We start from the raw sequence: 17,361 nt of genomic DNA, 5'->3' as shown, positions 1-17,361 counted from the left end.
CGGCGTGGGCGCTCCGTCCGGGTTATTGGGGCGAGCCACGGGTTGAGAGGTCAGGCTCTCGCGTCGAAGAAAGGCGTAGCTGGCAGGTATGTTCCCTGGGGCAGCTGCACTGTGCCTACGGCTCGGGAGGTTATAAGTTAATCGTGATTCTCAACGAGTGGCATCTGGTCGAGACGTTGGTCGACGGCGAGGTGTCCGTGGTCAGCTGCGGTGGCGTAGTCAAGGATTGGGCGTCGGTGACCCGGCATGTTCAGCCGGCTCCAGACCTTCCGGTCACGCCGATCGTCGACGAAGTGGTTCGCACTCGTCGTCCGGTCACGATCGATCTGTGCTCACGTAAGGGAGCGCAGAAGGCGTTTCACATCAAAGCGCTGCCCGTTCTCGGCCCGAGTGGGGAGGCGCACGGTGTCCAGGTGTGGGTGGGGGAGCCCGGCCGGGTCCCCGGCCCGCCTCGGATCGCAGCGGGGATTGCGTGGAGTCTCGAGCGGATGGTGATCGGCCAGACGGTCGAAGCATCGATGATGTCTGGGGTGCTGCCTGAAGAGCACGTTCCGGAGCGAACTCCTGCGGAGTACATCGCCAAGGCGGTGAAATTCGATGATTCGGCGTCGTTGTTCGAGCTGGGCATCGACCCGGTGCATGGTCGTCGGTGGGCGGCTCCCGTATCGGTTCTGCACGCTGACGGTCGGGTGATGCGTTGGTACTGCTGGGGCAAGGGTCGCACTGATCCGGGCAACGTGGGATTGCGGCTGCTGTGGCACGACGTCTCCGATACGACGTCACCGGAGTTGCCGACACTGAGCGAGCTGGGAATGCAGGAGATGCTGCGGTCTGCGGGGGTCTACACCGGTGTCTTTGTCGCCGACCTCGCGGTTCTGACGATGTGGCTACCGGATGCTCCGCCATGGGTGTCCTGGCGAAATATCAAGAGCGGAAACGAGATCGTGCATCCCGACGACCGGCATGTACTGGCCGACGCGCTGGCAACGTTCCGCTCGGGAAATACCGCTTCTCGGTGCGTCCGCGCCCGTCTGCGTTCGGAATCAGGTTGGCAAGCAGCGCATTTGTCGATCAGCCCGTATCCCGGTCCACTCAGTGACCGTCTCGTACTCGTTCGAGTTTCAATGATTCCGGACGAATTCGATTTGCTCACAGAGAATTTTCAGGGCTCCGATCAGGGGTCGTCGGGCGGGTAGGTTGGTCCCGGGCTCGTGGGCGTGATCTGGTAATTTGTCTTCCGCGTCCCCGCCCGTGGGGATTTCCCGGGGCCTGTTCACTCGGCCTCGGATGTAGCACAGCCGGTTTCGGCCGCTTCCGCATGGCCTGCGTGAGGTGGGCTGCTATCTCCGCGGGGGGAGTTCAGACGTGGTGATCCGTATTTGTCGTGCGTCGGCACAAGGTGTGTGGCGCGTGTCAGACGGGTGCGCCCGGCGGTCGGGTTCGGGTCCGTTCGTAGGCGGCACGGATCTCTGCTGTGTCCACTCCCAGTGCTCGAGCGAGCCCGTCGGCTACCGGCTCGCGCAGCGATGTTTCCCCCAGCTCGAGGCTGCTGAGCGAGGCCGTGGAGATGCCGACTTGCAGCGCCAGCTGGGGCTGGGTCAGGCCGGCCTGGACGCGCAGATCGCCCAGGTACCGCTCGTGCGGGGGATGCGCACCAGCTCGGACATCGGAACGTCGAGGGCGGCAGTGACACGGGCCAGACGGTCCACCTGCGGGGTGGCTTGCCCGGATTCCCAGGCGCGCACGGCGGCCACGCTCACTTCGGCGAACCTCGCCAGGTCGCCACGGGTGTAACCCTTCTTCGTCCGCAGCTCGATCAGCCTCTCCCGGTCGAATCCCCGAAGAGGCCGTCTCGTCATGCCCGAAACCTTTCCACGAGGCATAACAGTGCCCTACAGAATGGCTTGCGTCATCTTCCACTGGAATAGATTTTGATGTAGTCTTCTGGAATAGAGTTTCATCGACGGATCTTGTGGCGAAGGGGGTAGCGATCGGCTGAGCCGAGGGGAAGCGTCTGGCCGGCAACCAGCGCGAGCAAACGGTGAAGCCACCGGCAAAAAGGGGAAACCCCGGACACGTGTCAGTGATTGGCGTCGGTGTCACGTATCCGGGGTTGAACCACCTACGTACCAACCCGTCCGGGCTGACTACGCAAGCTCGGGCACCAGGTCACTGCGGACGAGAGCCCACTTCCTTGTCGGGCGCTGCTGTTCTGGCGTTACTCGACTGTGCGCGCCAACGGCAGCGTTCCCGCACCTAGCCGGCGCTGCCGACACGTGCACAAGCGGACTACCTCCCTGTGGTGACCACCCGATCTTCTCGGCCCTGACGGATCCCTGTCTCGCTCAGGTCCTTCACGCATTCGGGACTCGATTCATTCGCAGGAAAGGCGAGGCACATGTCCGTATCCAACGAAGATCAGCTGGTTTCCGGCACCGGCAGACACCGGCGCCGCCGAACGACCAGTGCGGTGCTCAGCACCGCGACTCTGGCACCGGCGGCAGCCGGGTTGCTCATTGCCTTTGCGCCGACGGCAGCAGCAGCGCCGACCGGCGACTCCGGCGGCGGGCAGGCAGGGATCACGTCCCCGCCGCAGTCCGGTGGGGGGCAGGCGGGCATCACCTCCACGCCACCCTCGACTTCTGCTCCTGCACCCTCGACTCCTGATCCGCAGCCCGCCGAGAACTTCTGGGTAGCGCCTCCGGCCGAGTACAACCGCGGCACCCGCGCCTACAACCCGCAGACCGGCGGCGGTGTGTCGATGGCGCAGTACAACGGCTATTCGGGCGGCGACAACTCCGGCTACTCCGGTTACAGCGTTCCTGCTCCGCAGGCGCCGGTCGTGGTGGAAGGCCCGACCCTGCCGATCGAGGCTCCGGTCAACAAGATGCGTTTCGGCCGGGTGATCTTCGACCAGCCGAACTGGGTCTCGGACGTCGATGCCGACAAGACCAACCGCACGACCGCAGTGGTCGAGGCGATGGTCACCGACTACCACCGGTCGACCGGCATGGAGACCGAAGAGGCCGAAAAGATCGCCTCGGCCCAGGTCGCAGGCACGGCCGTAGGTGCAGCGACCGGCTTCGGCACCGGCTGCCTCGCGGCTGGTGTCCCGACCGCACTGGCAGTGAGCACGGTCGCGGGCATCGTCGGGGCTGGAGCAGGCACGATGGTGCCTCTGCCGATTCCGGGGGTTGCTCCCGTGACCTCGGGCGTTGCCGCTACCGCCGCTGGTGCGGCGGCCGGATTCGGACTCGGATGCGCGGTCGGTGGTGGATTGGGCGCACTCGGCGGCGGTCTGGCCGGGTACGGGGTCGGCACGGCTTACGGCGCGGGCGAGGATGCCACGCCGATCGAAACCGAGGTGCCCGACATCGAGGCCGAACAGGTCACCGAACAGGTCGACACCACGCTCGCGCAGTGGTCGGAGGATCCCATCGGTGCGGCTGCGGTCGACGCTGTGCAGACCTTCGCCACCGAGACCGCACCTGCGATCGATGAGCAGGTCCGCAACTTCGTTCAGGCACAGCCCGGCGGTGAGCAGGTCATCGAGCAGGTCGACCAGGCACTCGACTCGTTCTTCACCGACGCGACGCCGGGACTGGCATCGCGCCTGGTCAGCGAGGCGGTCGGTCTGGGTCTCGGCGCGCCCGCTCCGGCAGTCGACGCCTGAGTCCAGTCGAAGAGGGAGACGAACCGATGAAGCGGAACGACCGAACGGGCTCACCTCGGGTGCTCGATGCGACCGCACCTCGCACCCGCATGGTTCGGGAGTCGGTGCCGGTGTCGGTACCGGCGGCCGAAGAGCGCTTTTCCTCCGGGAGAACCGCGTCCGCCCGTGAGTCGGCGTCTCGAGTGGTCGCGGCGGCCGATGCCGGTCGCCGCGCCACTCACCCGACCACGCAGGTGAGCACGCGTCGCCCTGTCGGGAAGGGACTGACCTACGCCGGTCTCGGTCTCGTGGCCGTGGGCGTCGTGGGACTGGCCGGCTGGGGCATCACCGCTCTCGTCGGCGGCGGTGACGACGACACGGACTTCGGTGGCCTGGTCCCGGACACCGCAACCGCGGCGCCGACAGCGGCAGCGGCAGCGGCAGATGACCCGTGCTCACCGGGCGAGGGTGACCAACTCTCCGGCGAAGGGGTGATCGCGGCGCTCGAACACCGCTATTACCTGCTGCGTTCGGGTGAGTCGGTGCGTGAGTTGATGGCCCCTGATGCGCCGTTGCCCGACGCGGCAATGATCCAGCAGGGCATCGACACCGTGCCGCTGGGGACCACGCACTGCCTCGAAGTCACGGCCATCGGGCCGAACACCTACAGCGCGCAGATCACCGAGGTCCGCCCGGATCGGCGCAACGAGTTCAAACAGCGCATCACAACGACCACGGCAGAGGACGGCCGAGTGATGATCCGCTCCATCGAAGAGGTCGGGTCATGAGGAAAGCAAGTCTCGCTCTGGCAGCGGCAGCAGTGACCACCGCGGCCGCGGTAAGCACACCGACGGTTGCTCATGCAGCGGAAACGAACGGGTGTGCGCGCACGATCGCGCTGATGATTCCCGGCACGACGGAAACGTCCGCTCATGCTGATCCGACCGTGCCGACGGGCATGCTCGCGGCGGTCGGTGACGCACTCGAGCAACGGTTCGGCAAGAACCTCGACGTGGTGTACGTGCCGTATCCGGGCGAGGCGTTCTTCAACGGCACGTCCTATGCCGAATCGAAGTCGCGGGGCGACAAAGCGGCAGCGGAGTTGATGGAGCGGTGCCCGTCGTCGACGTACCTCATCGCCGGGTACAGCCAGGGCGCGCAGATCGGCAACGATCTGGCCGTCAACATCGGCCACGGTCTCGGCCCCGTCACTCCGCAGCAGGTCAAGGCGGTGATTCTGCTCGCCAATCCGAAGCGGGGCACCGAGGGTGCAACGTTGATCGGCCCGCCCCTGAGCGGTCAGGGCATCGCTGGGCCGGCCCCAGAAGGGTTCGGCAAGCTCGCGGGCAAGGTGTTCGACATCTGCCACCCGGACGATGCGTACTGCAACACCGATGGTCAGTCGACGCCGTTCCTGGCGTCTCTGGGCCGGATCATCGCCAATCCGCCGGGAGCGGTCGATGTCTCTGCCGAACTCGCCTCGACTGCATCACCCCAGACTCCGACGATCACCGGCACGTCGACAGTGGCGCAATCCTCCTTGGTCGATGAGCTGTCCTCGCCGGGGACCTGGCGCAACGCGGATCTGTCGGCGGTGTTCGGGGCAGCCTCGCAACTGGCCCAGTCGGTGTCGTCGCTCGATGCCGCTGGTCCGACGTCGATCACCTCGGCGGCGAACATCGCCCGCATGACGCAGCAGGCGCGGCTGGTGTCGGAGACTTTGACGCCGGTCGACCAGGCGCGAGAGTGGATCGACAGCAATCCGGGCGCGCGTGAGACGTTCACCTCGGCTCCCGAGGGATCGCCGGAGGCGACGACGGCGGGCGTGCTCGACATGCTCGAGCAGGTCGATGTCCCGGCAGTGTTGTCGGCCGCCGAAGCGGTGACCGGGGTGAGCACGGCCTTGCTCAAGTCCCGGGCCTCGGGTGAGTCGGTCGATGTGTCGACGCTGGCAGGGTCGGCAGATGCGCTGGTCGCGGGTCTGTCGCCGTTGGCGGCCTCGGGTCCGGTGGAGTTGCGGACGGCAACGCAGGTGCTTTCGGTGGCCAAGCCGACGACGATCATCAATCAACTGCTGGGCGTCGTCTCCGGCGTGACCTCGGTCGACTATCCGGCGGTGGCGGCCGGGTTGCAGCAGCTTCCGATCAAGATTGCCACCGGCGATGTGCACGGGGCGCACGCGGTCGCGGGCGATCTGAACAATCAGCTCTCCCCGCTGGTGAAGATGGCTGCCGGGGTGGATTTCAAGACACTCTCACGGCTGGTGGCGATGGTTCCGGACCCGTCCGGCACGGCCGCAATCGCCGCGTTGGTGCTTGATCTGCTCGGCAACGTCGATGTGATCCGCTTGGCCCGCAATGTCGGTGAGATTCAGGAAATCGCCTGGTCGGTGGCCGAAAGCGGGAACGTGCTCGAGCTGTCTCGGCTGATGCCGGTGGCGGTGGAGCTGGCGCAGGTGGCTCTCGGCGTGCTCACCCCGGGCCAGAAGATGAGTCCCGATCAACTGCACGATCCGGGCGATCCGATCGGCTCGCTGATGGCGGTGCAGGCACAGGACAGTGATCTGGCCGGCCTGGGCCAGTCGGTGATGACGCTGGCGAGCAGTGACAGTGCGGCCGAGCTGGGGCAGCTGGTGGCCGAAGGATTCACCGCGGCGAGTTTCTACGCCTCGAATTCGCACATTGCGTATCCGAGCTGGTCCCCGGATGGGAGGGACAACGCGATCGACACGATGGTGAAGGTTTTCGCCAAGGCGATCGGCTGAGGCCGGGCGGTCCTGGTCAGCGGGTGGTGCCGCTGCCAGGACCGGGAGCCTTCCACTAACGCGGCATCCGACCTCGGGCGGGCGGATGCGAAGTCACTCACGTGCATGGCCTGGGCGGGCTAGCGACAAGCACTCATGCAAAGGGGGTGAGAACGTGGCTTCTTCGACGACGAAAATTACGCTGGCAGCCAGCGTCGTGGCCCTGATGGGTGCGCTGGTGATGTGCGGCAGCGACAATCCCGATCCGGACAACTGCCTGCCGACGCAGGGTGTGTCCCGGTCACCGAACAGTCTGCGTGCTGCCACCGGCAAGAAGGTGCAGCCGATGGTCACCGGCACCTACACGTTCACCTCCGGTTTCGGCCCGCGCTGGGGTACCTCGCACAACGGCATCGACCTGGCGGCGCCGATCGGTACACCCTTCTCTGCACCGATCGACGGAATCGTTGTTGCAGCAGGAGATTCCGGCGCGAGCGATGAGAACGGTTTCGACAACTGGATCATCGTCGACTCGGCCACCGCGGACGGGTCGACCATTTCGACGGTCTACGGGCACATGTTCCCGGACGGTGTTCTCGTCTCCGTCGGTGACGAGGTGCGCGCCGGGGATCTGATCGGTCTGGTCGGCAACGCCGGAGGTTCGACCGGACCGCACCTGCATTTCGAGGTCTGGCCCGGGGGCCGACTCGACGGTGGATCTGCGATCGACCCGATGCCGTGGCTGGCCGATGCGGCTGAACTCGACGCCCCGCAACAGCGTCCGACCTCGCCGAATGTGCAGCTGGTCGCGGCCGAGACTCCGCTCGGTGCCGGTTGCACCGGCCTGACGCGCCCCGGCGGACGCTCCCTCGCGCCGGGATCGGTCCCCGAGGAGTTCCGGGAGTGGATCGTCAAGGCGGCTCAGACCTGCGAGGCGATCGACGCTCCTTTGCTGGCCTCCCAGCTCTACGCCGAGAACCAGTTCCGCTACGGTCCCTCCTCGCCGGTGTCTCCGGCGGGGGCACGCGGACCGGGGCAGTTCATGCCCGCAACCTGGGCCTCGATCGGCCAGGACTACGACGGTGACGGCGTGGCCGACGTGAATTCCATCGGTGACTCGGTGATGGCGATGGCCGCCTACGACTGCCAGATGTGGGAGCAGACGCAGCAGTGGCTCCGCGAGGGAAAAGTCTCAGGTGACGGCACCGAGTTGATGCTCTCGGCCTACAACTGCGGGCCGGGCAACACACTCGCTTCCGGCGGGGTGTGCGGCAACGCGGAGACCACGAGCTACGTCCGCAATATCCTGGCCGGCCGCGCTGACTTCGCCGGTGTCGACCAGCCTCGGCCGCCGTCGGTGAGTGGTTCGCGGGTGGTCGATGCAGCACTTGGATGGCTGGGCACCGATTACGCCTGGGGCGGCGGGGATGCCACCGGACCGACTCGCGGCATCGCCGATGGCGGTGTCGCTGATGAGCACGGCGACCACAACAAGGTCGGCTTCGACTGCTCGGGCCTGGTCGTGTACGCGGTGGCGCAGGCGACGGACGGAAGAATCGTTCTGCCACACCAGGACTCCGCTCAGGTCAACGATCCTCGAGGGACGCCTGTAACCGAGGCGACGGACTTGCAACCCGGAGACATCGTGCAGCCCTACCCCGGCCACGTGTGGATCTGGATGGGGGACAACAAAGTTGTCGAAGCACCCCAGTCCGGAGAGAAAGTCCGGATCACCGAATGGACGCCCCCGAAACATGTCAGAGCCATCAGATTCACCTGATGCACAACGGATTTCATACGCCAGAACATCGGAAACGATGACACACCAGGAAGGAAACACCACACCGTGAGCGAAGAGTGGGACAAGGCGGAATCGGCCGTCCGCACCCTCGGATCGACCCGGACAGTCCGGGCGATGACGGCCTCGGACCTGCGGGCTTGGGCTGCGGAGAACAACCTGATGACGCGCACCCAGTGGCCGAAGATCAAGCGCGAGCTCTACAAGCAGTTCGATGTGGACTACGACGCCCTGCGAGAACGCGAGCAGCGTGAACGGGCCGAAAAGCTGGCCGCGGCCGCCGCATCGGCTCCGGTGGTGTCCTTGGCCTCGGCCGGCGACGAACGTGGCTCGTTCGCCGTCGTCGGCGATGCCGACACCAGCGATGTCGCCTGGTACGGATCGTTCCACAAGGACGATCGGATCTTCCGGCCCGGCGATCAGGACTCGGCGGATGAAGCCAGCGCCGGTAAAGCCGTGTTCCTCGCTGCGAAAGTCCGCGACCACCTTGAGGTCGAGGCGGTTCGGTTGCGTCTGCGGGTGAGCAGTGAACGCATCGACGGGGTAAAACTGGCCGATCTCGCGGCAAAAAAGCAGGTCATCCTCGATCTTGAGGTGACGCCGACCGGGAATCCGGCCGAGCAGTGGTGCCTCGAACCGGGCTACGGCGAATGGCGGGCGATCCGCCTGTCGGATCTGGTGGTGGCCGAATGATCCGCCGACTGGCACTGATCGGTGTCCTCGCCGGAGCCCTAACGGTGGCCGGATGCAGCTCCGAGACCGACCAGGACCAGAGCACTACGAACTCGTCGGCACAGCCGTCGTCGACGGAGGCATGGCCTCCCACCGTACCGGCTGCACCCACCGAGCAGTCCACCCCCGCTCCGACGGCACCGAGTGTGGACACCTCCGATCCGGGCGAGCTCGGCCGCACGGTCGTCGAGACCTGGTTCTCCTATGACACCCGTACCGACACCAATCGCAACGACGCGCCGGTGCGGGCCGCCGATCTGGGCGTGCTGACCGGCGAACTCGACGCGCAGGTCCGCGCCGATGTCCAGATCCCGGTCAAGGCCAGCGGTGAGTGGGCACAGTGGGCGTCGCAGGGCGCGACGGTCACCGCCGTGGCGGTGGAGGTCCCCAACCAGGGACAGGCCAATACCGCGACGAAGTATCACGGCATGTACGAGGTGACCAGCACGGTCACCGATTCCAGCGGCACCGAGATCGGCACAGACGTGCAGTACGTCGCCGTGGTGCTGACCGACAACGGCGACGGATGGCGCGTTTCGTCCGTCACCACCCTGTGAGGTGAGCGTGATGGCTGACATTGCTGACTACAACCACGAACCGACCATCGACCCGCGTCGGCTGCGGCTACGCCCGAACCGTCCCGCTGTCGAACCCGAACCGGCCCCGGCTCCTGAGCCTGTAACCGAGGACATCGCCGATCCGTACGGGGTCGGAGTAGATGCTCTCGCGGCCGTCAACGAGCCGATCGCGCCGACAGCAATGCCGTCCACCGGGCACGGCGCACTGTTCGACGAGGCCGCCTCACCGGCACTTTCTCAGCCTGCTCAGTGGGGTTGGCGGGGTCGGATCAATGCAGCTCTGGGAACGAAACTGGCCCCGAAGGCGGCCTCGGCAGAGACCGGCCACCGGGCGGCGGTCGAAGCGATCCAGCGAACGCTGCCGGGTTCGGGCACGGTCGCTGTGGTCAACACCAAGGGCGGAGCCGGCAAAACTCCGACGTCGATTGCGCTGGCAGCGATGCTCGGTAAGCATCGCGGCCGCGGGGTTGTGGCGGTGGATATGAGCGAGGCCGGCGGCACCCTCGGCATTCGCGCAGCGCGCACCGCACCCATCGAACGCACGGTGTGGGATGTCCTTGACAACGCATCGCGGCTGATGTCGGCCGACGTCGAGGCGGGGGAGCTGGCGGCGTATCTGCGGCTCCAGCCCACCCACGACGAGATCCTGGCCGGGGACACCGATTCTTCCTACGACGACATGCTCGGCGAGGACGAGTGCGCGGCGTTGGGCGCGGTGCTTCGTCGCCATCGCGACCTATTGATTATCGACACAGCCACCACTCCGCAGGCCGGGGCATGGCAGTGGGCGGTGCGCCACGCCGACGTGCTGGTGGTGCCGCTGCCGATGCGCCGGGACATGGCGCAGCACGCCTACGCGATGCTCGACGGCCTCCGTAAGCGGGGGTTCGAGCATCTGGTGCGCTCTGCGATCGTGCTGCTGTGCGCGACGCCGGGGTCCGATCCGAACCTCGAAACTGCGATTGTCGACGAGTTCGACTCTCTCGGTGTGCAGACCTACGTTCGGGTCCCGTTCGAGCCGGTCTTCGCCACCGGTGAGCGGATCACGCTCGAGGCGTTGTCGCAGAGTTCGATCATCGCGTGGACGAATGTCGCGGCGATGGTGACCGATGCGCTGGCCGAGGCCATCGTCGAGCGGCAGGCCGGACTCCGGCAGCAGGGGGTACCGGCTCCGGCGGTCGCCCCGGAACCGGCTCCGCCGACGTTCGCGGCGGACGTTCCGAGCTTCGTAGCGCGCCAGCCGGCCCCGGCTCCCGAGTCGGTTCCCGCAGTTGAGCCGCCCCCGGCCCCGGTAGTGGAACCCGCTGCCGCTCCTGCTGTCCGGGTGCCTGAGACGGACCCGGCCAGGGACCTGCCCCTGGACTACCGGCCCACCGCCGAGGCGGCGGAAGCGGCCCCCGAACCGGACTCCTCAAGCGAATCCGCTGCTGAGGTGCACCAACCGCCGGCCCCGGCCCGACGGCCGCAACCACCGAAGCCGTCGAGCTTCGATCCCTACGCCTGACCTTCTGTGTGAAAGGACCCCTGTGATGTCTCGCAATACCTCGATGCGGTCGCTACCTCGTAGCGTGGCCCGTGCTGCGTCCCTGCTGTCGGCCACGATCGGCACGGTGTTGCTCACCGCCGGTACCGCCTCGGCTCAGACCGACAATCCACTCGACGGAATCTCCCCTGACCTGGGGGTGTTCGGTCCTACGTTCCAGAGCACCTGGTCGCGGATTGCGGGCGGTATCTGGGGTGCGGTCCTGGCGGTATCCGCAGTCAACCTGATCATTTCGCTCTACAAGATCCGTAAGGCTCGCGCCGGGGGCTACCAGAGCGAATTGAGCGATTCGATGGATTCGGCCAAGACCGCTGGTGTGGCGTTCGGTTGCGTGGCCGGAGCCGGGATCATCGTCGGCGCCATCTTGTTCGTCGTCAACGGCTGATAGCCGATCTACCAGCACTGTTAGGAGAATCAGATGGCACCAGATTTCAGCTCGATCAAGCCGGGCTCCCAGCAATCGCCCTCGGCAACAGCAGCACCGACGCCGACATCCTCGGCGAAGACGGCAGAGACCAAAGGATGGAAGGCAGCGTTCGGCAGACTGCCCACATGGTTCAAGTACGGCCTGGTGATCCTGCTCGTGGTGACGATCCTCGGGAGCATTCTCGCGGGGTTGAGCGGCGGTAGCTCGGAGTCCGACACGGTGCGGACCGGGCACGGTCCCACCTCGATCACCAACGGTGTTCCGCATGGCTACGACCACACCGAGGCCGGAGCACAGACCGCGGCCGCCAACTTCGTGCAGGCAGTGAGCCAGATCGCCCTCGGCCGGGTGACCGCCGCCGACCTGAAAAACAACCTTGTCGGGGACGGCGCTAGCGATGCTTTGATTGCCATTGTCGAGGACAACGTCTCGCACTCCGAAAACACCGTGATGAACAACATCCCGGTCCTGGTCAACGTCACGGACTACTCGGATGACCGTGCGGTGGTGTCGGTGTGGGCAGTCTCGGCGAGCCAGAGCGATCTGAGTGGCACGGGCAAGGTCAGCGTCCTCACGGTTTGGTCCACGACCACGGTGACCTTGGAGTGGGAGAACGGGGATTGGAAGGCCGTCGATTGGGCGTTCCGGTCCGGTCCCGAGCCCGAAGAGGTCTCGTTCCCCGAAGGGGATTCCACTCTCGCCGAGTTCGGCGCGAACGGCCTCTACACCTTCTTCGTGGAGTAATCATGCGATCCCTTGTCCGTACTTTTCTTGTGGTGCTGCTGGCGGTGCTCGCGTTGGCCTCGAGTGCGATTCCCGCGTGGGCGCAGCCGCTCAGTGGCGCTGCCGAAGGGTGGCCTGCTGGGATGCCAGACGAGCTCAAGGAGTTCTTTCCCGGTCACCCGGAGTTCGAGGCGGCCGGGTGGTCGACCGATCCGGCGTGTGCGGACAAGGGTGGCGACTTCGGGCAGTACCTCGCGCAGTACCTCCGCTTCGACCAGCAAATTCTCTACTGGGCGTCCCCTGTGACGCAGCGCATCGCGCAGTACGCCGAACTGATGGGTGTTTCAGAGGACGAAGCGAAGCAAGCGGTGCTCGATGGCAAGGCTCCGACCACCTGGCCGGCATCCTTCCCCGGTGGCGATCCGGAGTTCTCGCCCTCGGCCAAGGTGTGCGCTGCGGATCTGGCGAAGTGGTCCGAACCGGGCGGGAACCACTGGGGCTTTACCTGGGCGGCAGCACCCGACGCCGGTTCGATCGCAGTGATGAAGCAACAAAAGTGGGTCGACAACCTGCCGGACGACATCTTCGAGAATCCGTGTAGCGATCACGAGATGCTTTGCAACAGGGCCTATTTCCTCGACTGCGACAAGACTTCAGGGCCGGATGAACTCGTACAGTGCCGCGCCTGGAACACGCGAGTGGGGGCGATGTTCGGCGGCGTCTGGAACTGGAAAGAGCAGAACACGGACTTCGCCGACCGGTTCCTCGATCTCGCCAGAGTCGGCGGTGTGGTCCTCAAGGCCGCCACGCCCCTTCAGATCCAGCTCGGCGTCGGCCTCGGTATGGCGGCCGTCGACAAGGCCAGTGATGTAGTCGCGTTCATCGCGGATCCGGGCAGCGTAATCGACGACTGGGCCAACAGCACCAAGGAAAGCGCGGTATCGCTGACCACCTCGGTCCTTGAGGGCTTGGCGAACATCCACGAGTTCAACCCGCGGGATGAAAGTTTCCTGCGGTGGTACGCGGTCAGTTGCGGAATCGGGGTGTTCGTCATGTCGATCACCGCACTGTTCACGATCTACCGAACCTCCGCACAGAAATCGACACGAATGGAACTGGCGCACAGCCTGATCGGATACGCCCCGTTGGGTGTGCTGTCGATGATGTTCGCCCCGGCCGCCGCCGAAATGCTGGTCCAGCTCTCGCACGCACTGACCACCTCCCTGTCCGGACTGCTCAAGCAGGACTTGGAGCAGGCGGTGGTGTCGGTATCGGCAATGCTCGGAGGCATCACGAGCGACACCGTCGTCGGTGGCTCTCTGACCGGCATCGTGTTCTTCGGGTTGTTGTTTCTCGGGTCGCTGGCGTTGTTCTTCGGCATGTTGATGCACGCCGCTGCCTTGCCGATCCTCGCCGGCCTGACAGGTGTCGCGTTCGGATTGTGGGTGCATCCGAACCTGCGGAAGAAGGCGATGCGCCCGATCTTCGTATTCATCTCGATCGTGTTTTCCAAGCCGGTGATCTTCCTCGGTCTGGGGTTCTTGGCCACGGTGCTGATCGACAGCAGCGCCAGGGCTTACGTCGACGGTGACCTCGCATCGCTTGGTGCCTTGGCGATGTCGGCGGTGTGCATCGGACTGGTCGGGCTCGCTCCGTGGTCGCTGCTCAAGTACGCCCCGTTCATGCCGTCCAGTGAAGATTCGGAAGGCTTCGGAGATACCGGATCGGCGACCGGACAAGGGCTTGGCGGCACTTTGCAGACCGCGCAGATGGCGATGATGGCCCGCGGCGGTGGTGGCGGGGTGAGGTCGCTGCGGCCCGCTCCGCAGGGGCGGCACACGCCCATCCTGTCGGCGGGGGCGTTGGTGGGGGAGTGGCTTCCACCTCGAACGGGTCGACGTCCCATAGTTCCGCCGGGTCGACCGCCCACCAGCATTCGGGTGTTACCGCAGGTCATAGCGGTGGTGGGCACGGTGGGGCGAGCACTCGCAAACTCATGGGGGCAGCCAAGGGCGTCTCCGGCACGGCCGCCTCGGCCGGGGTTGGTGCGGTGGTAGTAGCCGGAACGGTCGGCGGTGCAGCACTGAACAAGGCGGCGCAGGCAGCGCAGAGCGCTCCCGAGCGAGCCGACAACATGGGAGATCAGTGATGAGTGACAGTGAGCAGCGCACCTCGATCCTCGGCTCGGAAATCGCTCGCCGAGGACTGATACCCGTTCCCGAACCGGTGCTGTTCGCCTATTCAGCGGCGCTAATGGTCTCGATGTTCCTGTTCGTCTTCTTCGGATCGACGATCTGGACACTCGCCGGTGTCCTCGCGGTGGTGGGCGGCACGCTGTGGGCGACGACCGACATCAACGGTCGCCGGTCTTGGGCGGGGGAGAAGCTACACCGGATCCGGGATCGGCGGCGGCGAAAGCACGGTGAACACGTCTATCGGGCACCCGGTGATGAGTTGTACGGGGTGCTCGGAGCCGATCCGGGCTGGGAGTTCCCGGTGCCGCTCGGGGATGTCGCTCCGCTGGATCTGACCGATACAGGTCTCGATGACATGTTCATCCTCGAGCACCGGACGCCTGGTGACAACAACTACTACTCGGTGGTGCTGTCGATTCAAGGGCTCGCCGAAGGACTGCGCGGTGCGGAGGAATGGGCGGTGACCTCGCAGGCGTTCTCGCGCACGCTGGCTTCATTCGCGCGCCGATCCTCGCTGCTTCGAGGGCTGGAGATGGTGCATCGCTCGGTGCCGGCCGATCTGACTCCGCACGTGGCGTGGATGGAATCGGTGGTGCGTGCGAATCCTCATGCACACCGGGTGATGCCTGCGGTCGAGTCCTACGGCCAGCTCATCGACGGTCTGGCCCGGAGTCGGAAGAGCATCGTTGCTGCGCCACGCTGATCTTCCCGAAGTCGGTCGAGTTGCTGTCGGCGGCCGGAGCGGTCGCCAAGCGTAAGGGCGTAGAGGTGAGGGCCGGTATCGGCCAGGTCATCGTCGAGGAGACCATGCGGGCGGTCGGGGCGCTGACCTCGGCTCGTCTCGGGCAGGTGCAAGTGCTCGGCCAACAGCGTGCCTGTGCGGTGTTCCGCTCGATGCTCGATCCGTCCTATGCGCTCGATGCCCATCGTGGCGCGAACTGGGGCAACTGCTGGCCGTCGTATGTCGGCGGAGACCTGTCGACACGGGTGTCCGACCGATGGGATACCCGAGTCGGGTTGATCCGGCCCGGTTCGATCGAACCGATCCCGCTGCACGCTGAATGGCTCTCGCCGCTGTTGACCGGCGTCGACCCGGACCCCGGCGATCCTGTTGAGGGGATTCCGGCCCAGCCAACAATCCGCACGGTGAAGGTGCGGATGGATTTCGTCGATGCAGTCAAAGCGCGCCAGGTGGCACGCAAGGACGCGACCGAGGATGCAGCACGCCAGTACAAAGAGCGAAAGAAGGGCCAGGTCACCGACGGTGCATCGGAGGTCATGGCGTCGGCATCACTGCGTCGCCGCGAAGACCTCAAGCCGGGATCGGGACACCACGGGGTGATCTGGTCGATGGCAGTGTCGGTCACCGCACCGGATGAGGATGCGGTGATGCGAGCGTGTGCGCGGCTCGAGCAGGCCGCCGACCAAGCCGCCATCAAAGAGTTCACCTGGTTCGACGACAGCCACGATGTCGCGCAATTCCTCACTCTGCCGCTCGGCCGCGGACTCGCGGCCACCAAGTACACCCGGGCCAAGGGGGTCTGATGCCGTCACTACTGAACTGCAAAAAGGACGCTGCGCCTGCGCCGACCGCTCCGGAGGTAGATCAGGCGGACACGCCGGTGGTTCCTCGTCGGCGTCCACCGAAGCGCAACAAGTGGCTCGACCGGTGGGGATGGTACGAACCGCGCCCGGAAGGAGTGTGGTCGACGACTCGCCAGGCCGAAGCACTGAATCTGGCGACCACCCGCAAGAACGTGCGGCACGAAGGACTCGTGTCGGGCGGAACCTGATGTCGAATGCGCTGGTCATCACCGATCCGTTCGCGTTGTACGGAAGTGAGATCGAGAACATCAACGTCGCGGTGGTCGGTGACATCGGCAAGGCGAAGTCCTCACTGATCAAGACCACCCTGGGACTGCGGCAGATCGCGGCCGGCCGTCAGGTCGTGGTGATCGACAAGAAGCGTCAGGGTGATCGCGGTGGTGAGTACACCGAGCTCGCCAAGTCGCTGGGGTGCCGTCGATCAGGTTCAAGACCGGCGGTGACGGTGCGCGGTTGAACATCATGGACCCGGCGATTTCGTCGTCGGTGACCACTTCTGGTGGCATCGTGCCGGCCGGTCAAGAAGTGCTGATTGCCGCGGTACTCGAGGACACCATGCAGCGGACGTTGGTGCAGACGGAGATCGCGGCGCTGAACCTGGCGCTGAGACTGGTCAACGAACGTGCCCGCAGCGAGGGCACCGAGCCGATCCTGCGTGATGTCGCCGATCTGCTGCTATCCACGCCGGAGGAAGCGACAGTCACCTTCGGCGAGGTGTGGGAGAAGGAAGCGTGCCGGTGGGGTCGTGATCCGGGCTTGGCGCTGCGGCAGCTCTGCGAAGGAGATCTGCGAGGGTTGGTCGATCAGCCGACCTCGGCCGATGTCCGTCATGCGCTCGACCATCCGCTCGTGCACTTCGACGTCTCCGAACTGCCCAACAAGGGACCGGCGCTGCGGGTGGTGATGACGGTCATCAATACGTGGCTGTCGAATGTTCTCGCCGCTCGCGCATCCGAGCACAAGCAGACCATTCTCATCGTCGAGGAAGGCTGGCACATCGCGGAAGGCTCGACCGGGCGGGTTTTCCGCGACAATATGAAGCTCTCTCGCGGCCTGGGCCTGTCCACGGTCTCGGCGTTCCACCATATCGCCGATCTACCTGCGGATTCTCCGGCCAGGGCGTTGATGCAGGAAGCTGGGATCGTGTTCCTGTATGGACAGGATCGGGTGGACGATGCCGAGCAGACGGTTCGCATGTACCACCTGCCCGAATACTGCGTCGATCTGCTGATGTCGATGCACAAGGGGCAGTGTCTCGTGGTGATGGGCAAGTCCGATCCGGTGCTGATGAAGCACGAGCGGTCCCCGCTCGAGATCACCCTCACCGACACTGATGAGGTCATTCGGGGGGAGGCGAGCACGCTG

16 protein-coding genes and 1 pseudogene are annotated in these 17,361 nt (G+C 65.6%); 15 read left to right on the top strand and 2 right to left on the bottom strand.

Annotation, left to right across the window (positions count from 1 at the left end):
• Positions 1-143: 143 nt before the first annotated feature.
• Positions 144-1,196, top strand: coding sequence for a GAF domain-containing protein (locus tag IM25_RS22855; RefSeq protein ID WP_232333486.1), 1,053 nt, complete (start codon positions 144-146; stop codon positions 1,194-1,196).
• Between the two features lie 217 nt (positions 1,197-1,413).
• On the opposite strand, the gene IM25_RS27515 is transcribed toward IM25_RS22855, so the two are convergent.
• Both IM25_RS27515 and IM25_RS27510 read right to left on the bottom strand, forming a co-directional pair.
• Positions 1,414-1,581, bottom strand: coding sequence for a helix-turn-helix domain-containing protein (locus IM25_RS27515; RefSeq protein WP_335739997.1), 168 nt, complete (start codon positions 1,579-1,581; stop codon positions 1,414-1,416).
• Between the two features lie 17 nt (positions 1,582-1,598).
• Complete coding sequence (locus IM25_RS27510; protein ID WP_335739994.1) at positions 1,599-1,859, bottom strand: helix-turn-helix domain-containing protein; 261 nt, start codon at positions 1,857-1,859, stop codon at positions 1,599-1,601.
• Between the two features lie 539 nt (positions 1,860-2,398).
• On the opposite strand from IM25_RS27510, the gene IM25_RS22845 reads away from it, so the two are divergent.
• From IM25_RS22845 to IM25_RS22790, 14 genes and pseudogenes are all read left to right on the top strand, one after another.
• Positions 2,399-3,673, top strand: coding sequence for a hypothetical protein (locus IM25_RS22845; protein ID WP_033098658.1), 1,275 nt, complete (start codon positions 2,399-2,401; stop codon positions 3,671-3,673).
• Between the two features lie 233 nt (positions 3,674-3,906).
• Positions 3,907-4,440: a hypothetical protein gene (locus IM25_RS22840; RefSeq protein ID WP_232333485.1), complete on the top strand. Its 534-nt coding sequence runs from the start codon at positions 3,907-3,909 to the stop codon at positions 4,438-4,440.
• Between the two features lie 32 nt (positions 4,441-4,472).
• Positions 4,473-6,416, top strand: coding sequence for a cutinase family protein (locus tag IM25_RS22835; RefSeq protein ID WP_232333484.1), 1,944 nt, complete (start codon positions 4,473-4,475; stop codon positions 6,414-6,416).
• A 154-nt stretch (positions 6,417-6,570) separates the two neighbouring features.
• Positions 6,571-8,175, top strand: a complete 1,605-nt coding sequence (locus IM25_RS22830) for a peptidoglycan DD-metalloendopeptidase family protein (RefSeq protein ID WP_232333483.1) — start codon at positions 6,571-6,573, stop codon at positions 8,173-8,175.
• Positions 8,176-8,241: 66 nt separating this feature from the next.
• Complete coding sequence (locus tag IM25_RS22825) at positions 8,242-8,886, top strand: hypothetical protein (RefSeq protein ID WP_033098661.1); 645 nt, start codon at positions 8,242-8,244, stop codon at positions 8,884-8,886.
• Positions 8,883-9,482 carry a hypothetical protein gene (locus IM25_RS22820; RefSeq protein ID WP_033098662.1) on the top strand — a complete coding sequence of 200 codons (600 nt, stop codon included), beginning with the start codon at positions 8,883-8,885 and terminating at the stop codon, positions 9,480-9,482. The genes IM25_RS22825 and IM25_RS22820 overlap by 4 nt, the downstream gene beginning before the upstream one ends.
• Before the next feature lie 10 nt (positions 9,483-9,492).
• Positions 9,493-11,007 (top strand): MinD/ParA family ATP-binding protein, encoded by a 1,515-nt coding sequence (locus tag IM25_RS27415; RefSeq protein ID WP_033098677.1) that lies wholly within the window; start codon positions 9,493-9,495, stop codon positions 11,005-11,007.
• A 106-nt stretch (positions 11,008-11,113) separates the two neighbouring features.
• Positions 11,114-11,431: a hypothetical protein gene (locus tag IM25_RS22810; protein ID WP_225623901.1), complete on the top strand. Its 318-nt coding sequence runs from the start codon at positions 11,114-11,116 to the stop codon at positions 11,429-11,431.
• A gap of 33 nt (positions 11,432-11,464) precedes the next feature.
• Entirely contained in the window at positions 11,465-12,217 is a 753-nt protein-coding gene (locus IM25_RS22805; RefSeq protein ID WP_033098663.1) for a hypothetical protein, read from the top strand.
• Between the two features lie 2 nt (positions 12,218-12,219).
• Positions 12,220-14,253: a hypothetical protein gene (locus IM25_RS22800; protein ID WP_232333482.1), complete on the top strand. Its 2,034-nt coding sequence runs from the start codon at positions 12,220-12,222 to the stop codon at positions 14,251-14,253.
• A gap of 91 nt (positions 14,254-14,344) precedes the next feature.
• Positions 14,345-15,094, top strand: coding sequence for a hypothetical protein (locus tag IM25_RS27095; protein WP_232333481.1), 750 nt, complete (start codon positions 14,345-14,347; stop codon positions 15,092-15,094).
• A 65-nt stretch (positions 15,095-15,159) separates the two neighbouring features.
• Positions 15,160-15,936, top strand: a complete 777-nt coding sequence (locus IM25_RS27090; protein ID WP_232333480.1) for a hypothetical protein — start codon at positions 15,160-15,162, stop codon at positions 15,934-15,936.
• 247 nt (positions 15,937-16,183) lie between these two features.
• Complete coding sequence (locus IM25_RS27085) at positions 16,184-16,453, top strand: hypothetical protein (RefSeq protein WP_232333479.1); 270 nt, start codon at positions 16,184-16,186, stop codon at positions 16,451-16,453.
• A pseudogene (locus tag IM25_RS22790) lies at positions 16,450-17,361 on the top strand (ATP/GTP-binding protein); the annotation flags it as partial. The gene IM25_RS27085 and the pseudogene IM25_RS22790, both read left to right, overlap by 4 nt.

It is taken from the genome of Rhodococcus sp. p52, from assembly GCF_000763325.2.
Classification (GTDB): domain Bacteria; phylum Actinomycetota; class Actinomycetes; order Mycobacteriales; family Mycobacteriaceae; genus Rhodococcus; species Rhodococcus pyridinivorans.
The sequence above is the reverse complement of the archived record's forward strand: the minus strand, read 5'-3'. Positions and strand labels throughout refer to the sequence as shown.